This window comes from Pedobacter sp. 01T416_2 (assembly GCF_056398925.1).
The window spans coordinates 1-5,220 of the sequence record NZ_JBFTQI010000416.1 but is presented as its reverse complement, the minus strand read 5'-3'; the positions used below and the strand labels follow the sequence as shown (position 1 = coordinate 5,220).

3 protein-coding genes and 1 pseudogene are annotated in these 5,220 nt (G+C 39.7%); 1 reads left to right on the top strand and 3 read right to left on the bottom strand.

Annotated features, from left to right (window positions below):
* A pseudogene (locus AC1DPQ_RS16830) lies at positions 1-688 on the bottom strand (hypothetical protein); the annotation flags it as partial.
* 237 nt (positions 689-925) lie between these two features.
* Between AC1DPQ_RS16830 and AC1DPQ_RS16825 the strand changes: the two are divergent.
* On the top strand, positions 926-2,335 hold the full coding sequence (locus AC1DPQ_RS16825) for an alpha-L-fucosidase (protein ID WP_477610310.1): 1,410 nt from the start codon (positions 926-928) through the stop codon (positions 2,333-2,335).
* 448 nt (positions 2,336-2,783) lie between these two features.
* Here the strand turns inward: AC1DPQ_RS16825 and AC1DPQ_RS16820 are convergent, their stop codons facing one another.
* Complete coding sequence (locus AC1DPQ_RS16820) at positions 2,784-3,602, bottom strand: alpha/beta fold hydrolase (RefSeq protein ID WP_477610309.1); 819 nt, start codon at positions 3,600-3,602, stop codon at positions 2,784-2,786.
* A 472-nt stretch (positions 3,603-4,074) separates the two neighbouring features.
* The gene (locus tag AC1DPQ_RS16815) at positions 4,075-5,127 is read right to left on the bottom strand and encodes a DUF5694 domain-containing protein (RefSeq protein ID WP_477610308.1); all 1,053 of its coding nucleotides are present in this window, start codon (positions 5,125-5,127) and stop codon (positions 4,075-4,077) included.
* Positions 5,128-5,220: the final 93 nt, after the last annotated feature.

Sequence of the window (5,220 nt, the reverse complement as noted above, 5' to 3'; positions counted from 1 at the left end):
CAATAATAATGATGCAAAGCGCAACCAATAAAAATGTTGGCAGCATTTGATAGGCTACTTTTAAGGTGCGGCCGGGAGGATCGACAAAAAGATTAAAGGTAACTCTGTAATCGTACACCAGTTTGCCACTAACAGAGAGGTTGGTTACCCTGTTCTGAACGTTCGGATCAGTCAATGTGCCATCAATGATGACTCCAAACGGTGTTTTTTGGTCTGCTTTGAACAACGTATCAGTACTGGTGTCAAATATGGGGATGTTGCCGATATTGGTATCGAAGTTAATCTCAATTGACTGGAAAGTGAGCAGATACTGCAGATTGGAATCTAACCCGTTCCTTTTAACGATCGAGCGGAAAACACTGTCCATAGTGCTTTCTTTTCGCAGGTCTTTTAATAGTGTATTACTAATGCTTTGTGAGCGTTTAACAAATTCTTTCTTATTGCTTAAGTATGCTTGTTTGAGCGCGGGCATATTTCTCGAGAGGATCGAATCGATAATCTTTCCGCCGCCCTTATATACTTTGTCTTCGGATATACTGCGTCCATATTCGTCGTTAATCAGCGTTTTTTCTTTTAAACTATAGTCCCTGTCTCTCAGAACGTAAGAATTATAGGTTAACCTGAGCTGTACCAGAAGCAATATCAGAAAGCTGATCAATACTACTGCCTTATATATACGATCTTTCATTTTATCCTTTAAAAATAGCCGTATTATTTCATAAATACCATAACGTTAAGCTTTTGTTAGGTTTCTGTTACGTTTTCGTTCGACAAATTCTTTCAATGTCGGGTGTAGCTTTGAATAATGGAAAGCAGTATGCAATAAAAACCATATTAATGTTGATCGAATTGAGGTTAGTAAACGTCTGTAATCCAGTAAATCTTTCAAATAAATAACACAAATCACATAACCAAAAAAAGAGAAATGACCTTTAAAAGGATTTTATCATTATTGCTTATCGTTTCGGGAACGATAGCTATTTATCCGGCAATGGCCCAGCAAAAATCGGCCAATAAACCACTGCCCGAACTTCAACAGGATTTTGTCGACCTTGGGTTGGGCATGTTTATCCATTACGGGATGCCAACTTTTATGGATCAGGACTGGTCTGATCCTGATGCCGACCTTTCATTGTTCCAATCGCCAAAACTAGATGCAGACCAATGGGCAAAAGCCGCAAAATCTGCTAACATGACCTATGGTTGCCTTACCACTAAACACCATAGCGGTTTCCCGATCTGGAATACCAAAACGACAGCGTATAACGTAATGAATACGCCTTTAAAACGCGATGTAGTTAAGGAATATGCAGATGCTTTCCGCAAAAACGGATTAAAGGTAATGTTGTATTATTCCATATTGGATACCCACCATGGCATCCGCCCAAACCAGATTACTCCAGCCCACGTTAAGATGATCAAAGATCAGATTACCGAACTGCTCACCAATTATGGCGAGATCACAGCGTTGATTATTGATGGATGGGACGCCCCATGGTCGAGGATTTCTTATGATCAGGTACCTTTTGAAGATATCTATTACCTGATTAAGTCATTACAGCCAAACTGTTTGGTGATGGATTTAAATGCGGCAAAATATCCTACACAGGCGCTATTTTATACCGATATTAAATCTTACGAACAAGGCGCAGGGCAGTTTATTTCTAAAGAAAACAACAAACTTCCGGCACTTGCCTGTCTTCCGTTGCAGGCCAACTGGTTCTGGAAAACTTCTTTCCCTACCACTCCGGTAAAAAACGTACCTGAATTGGTGAACAAATTCATCATTCCCTACAACGGCGCCTATTGCAATTTTATTCTCAATGTAGCGCCAGGTAAAAACGGTTTGATAGATGATAACGCTTTGGCAGCACTTAAAGAAATGGGCCAGATATATAAAAAATCTACAGATCTTCCACGTATTCCTGCGCACGCTGCACCGATTATTTCGAGCAACATCGCCAAGCACATCAAAAGCAACAGCAGCTGGAGTGATGATATGAATATTATGGATTTTGCCAATGATGATGATTTCGGTTCGAGCTGGTCGTCCAATCACACCGTAAAATCGCCATGGTATGAGCTGAATTTCGATAAAGCTGTTCCCTGTAATATGGTGGTACTAACCGCGGGCAATAACAGAAAAGCTACCTACAGTTTACAATACTATGCAAATGGTAAATGGAATGCTTTAGCTGCAAAAAATGAGGGAGAGAAAAAGGCGAGTATTTTTAGATTCGAGCGTATCTGGTGCGAAAAAATAAAGGTAACCATCACAGACTTTGATAGCCCGCCCGCTATTGCTGAACTAGGGGTGTTTAACGAAAGAAAATAAGATGTGTTAGCCGGATCATTTTTGGCCCGGCTAATTTATTAACCGCTCTTGTTTGACAGATACAGATGGAAATTGACTACTCCAGGTGATATCGACAAACATTTTTTGAAATAACCTAACATAAAAACCAACCAAACTTTATGAACCAAAATTTTACTATTAAGGTAAGGCATTTGCCAGATCTGGGTAACCCCTGAGGCTGTTCGCAGTATTTAGTGCCTGTTTATTGCTTTTGGGCAGTCCCACTTATGCGCAACAGCGCGCAACAATCAAAATTACAGGTAATCTATTTTTCATTTTAAGTTGCCCATAGATCTTTCCATTCCGCGATGCGCCAGTCGGGGAGGACCGACTATTCAGAAAGTATATAAATGATAGCTTGTCGAATGCCCTATTTATAAAATTACAGGCATTTCGACAAGCTTAATGTGACAGATTTATAAATACTTTACGATTTAATAAAGGCTAAAATATCCTTGTTAATTGTTTCTGCCTCTGTTGTAGGCATACCATGAGGGAAACCTGGGTAAGAGATCAGTTTTCCGTTTGGCAACAATTTTGCCGCTCTTGGTGCCTGGTTGAAAGGAACAATCTGGTCGTCTTCTCCATGCAGCACCAATACCGGAATTTCCACACTTTTTAAGTCTTCAGTAAAATCTGACTCCGAAAATGCTTTAATCCCTTCATAATGTGCCAATACAGACCCCATCATGCCTTGGCGCCACCAGTTGTGTTTTATTCCTTCCTGAACGGTTTTACCATCACGGTTCCAGCCGTAAAATGCTACCGGGAAATCGTAAAAATATTGGGCTCTGGTAAAACCTGTACCCTGACGGATTTCGTCAAATATCGCCAATGGCACACCTTCCGGATTGCTTTCGTTTTGGATCATAATCGGCGTTACTGCACTGATCAAAACTGCTTTTGCAACGCGGCCTTTTCTATGTTTCGCAACGTAACGGATTACTTCACCACCACCTGTTGAGTGGCCAATGTGGATCGCGTCTTTCAAGTCGAGTGCTGCTGTAAGTTCTGCAATGTCGGCTACATAGGTATCCATATCATTACCATTGGCGCTTTGACCTGAACGGCCATGCCCACGGCGGTCATGCGCAATCACCCGATATCCCTGTTTCAGGAAAAACATCATTTGTGTATCCCAGTCATCTCCAGATAATGGCCATCCATGATGAAAAACGATTGGTTGTCCCGTTCCCCAATCTTTGTAATAAATTTCAGTTCCGTCTTTTACTTTAATTGTACTCATAGCTTTTTTAGATTAATTTTAATTGTTTAAAATTGTCTAAAGCAGTTTTGCGAATTACCCAAAATTAATAATTGATGTTGAGGTAATCACTAAAGTGTATGTTAAGTTTCGTGCATACTGGTACTTTTGAACTTCATAATCACAAAAAGAAAGAAAATTAAGCAGTTAGAAAAGAAAATTGAAAAACTAAGTTCGCAGTTTGCTGAATACCTGATTTTTGAGTCCGAAGAATCATCTGAAAGCTTTACATATTTAAATGCTCAAGGTTTGCTGGTCATGAGAAAGCAGCGGAAGGAGTTTGAGGATTTTATGCAGTAAAGGGATAGGAAGAGGTGAGGATGGCTGTTGAAAATCAGGTAGATGATTAGGTCTGATATTCTGTTGCTGACCGTTAATCATTGTCAAAATGAGTTTCGTTAACCCAGGCTTTAATCAGATTTATTCAAGCATAATAATTCTAGAGATGGTTATACTATTTGACTTCGTTAATGTTTCTGACAATTACCCCGGGCATCTTTTCGAAAATGTCCTGCATATATTTACGATGGTTTGCTCCGGCAATTACAACAACTCGCTTAACCCCTTTCTCTTTTGAACGGTTCAGTACATTGTTGCACATGCCCTCATTTCTCATCAGCCACCAATGTATCTTGGAAAGCATTTCTTCTTTAGGGAAGTTCTTCATATCATACAGCTCCGGCAGATAGAAATCCCCGGATGCGGAAATTCCCGACGCTTCAGCTGTGTTCAGCCATTCGGTTACCTGAGTAGAAGACTTCTCAATTTTATCATATCGCTCGAAACCTGTATTTATTTTAGCCAGTTTTTCCTTCAGCTCTCGCTGAAAGGTGGCGGAAGTATCCTTTCTGAATATATTGAATTTTTCGTCGCTCGCAGACCAGGATGCATTCCAATTCAGGTCATAGTCCTGGCAATCCATGGGCAGTAATTCCTTGATGCCGATTTTTCGCATCATCGGGAATGCGATCAATGCGTATTCGGAGGTTTTCAATCTTCTCATGCTTCGTCCGGTGGTATCCAATTCCGGACTCAGCAATTGATTGACATAAGCTTGCAGCTGATCGTCCGGGGATTGTTTAAGCTGGTCGAAAACCTGCCAATATTGATAATGACCATTGGAAACATCCTGGTTAAGGTAGTAAGCATGGGCCAGGTCCGTTTTTAACTTATAGTTTTCAGGGTCTTGTAGGCAGCGTTTTTTTAAACTGTCAATTTTTTTAGGTAGCTGATCTGTTGCGATATCTCTGTTTTTTCTAAGTGTCTGTAATCTTTTCAGATTGTCTTTCTTACACCAATAGTCCATAATATGCTGTTCATCTTCCTTACTCAGAAATTCTCCGAAAAATGCTGTTGGCTTAAATTGTTGAATTTTGCGATAAATGTCTGAAAAATCCTGCTTTTGGTAATTGCTGTAGTTATGAGAAACACCGATTAAAAGGATTTCCAGTTCTTGAGCAGATGCCTTAAAGGAAACGATAATAAGTAAGATAAAAATGAATTTCATAGCTATGGTTTCGTTGTGTGCTTAAAATTAATATGTTTTACGCATTGATTTCCAATTGGAAAAATAATATTATAATTTGATTTTTCAACATTT